Source organism: Vibrio sp. 10N.286.51.E5 (assembly GCF_041469125.1).
Classification (GTDB): Bacteria; Pseudomonadota; Gammaproteobacteria; order Enterobacterales; family Vibrionaceae; genus Vibrio; species Vibrio crassostreae_C.
In genome coordinates, this window is the sequence record NZ_JBFRJZ010000151.1 from 1 (window position 1) to 210 (window position 210).

The window sequence follows — 210 nt, forward strand, 5'->3', positions numbered from 1 at the left end:
CCCGTCCGCCGCTCGACGCCCATTAACGCACCCGAAGGATTGTTAGTGTCGTTTCCGCTCGACTTGCATGTGTTAGGCCTGCCGCCAGCGTTCAATCTGAGCCATGATCAAACTCTTCAATTTAAGATTTTGTGACTCAACGAATACTGACTTCAAAACTAATATTTACCGCTCTTTCGAAAAAGAACAGAAACATGTAATTCTAAAGCT

Annotated in this window: 1 rRNA gene; it reads right to left on the reverse strand. The window is 44.8% G+C overall.

The window, feature by feature from the left end:
- Nucleotides 1-123 (reverse strand): 16S ribosomal RNA (locus AB4161_RS23185); the annotation flags it as partial.
- Nucleotides 124-210 lie beyond the last annotated feature (87 nt).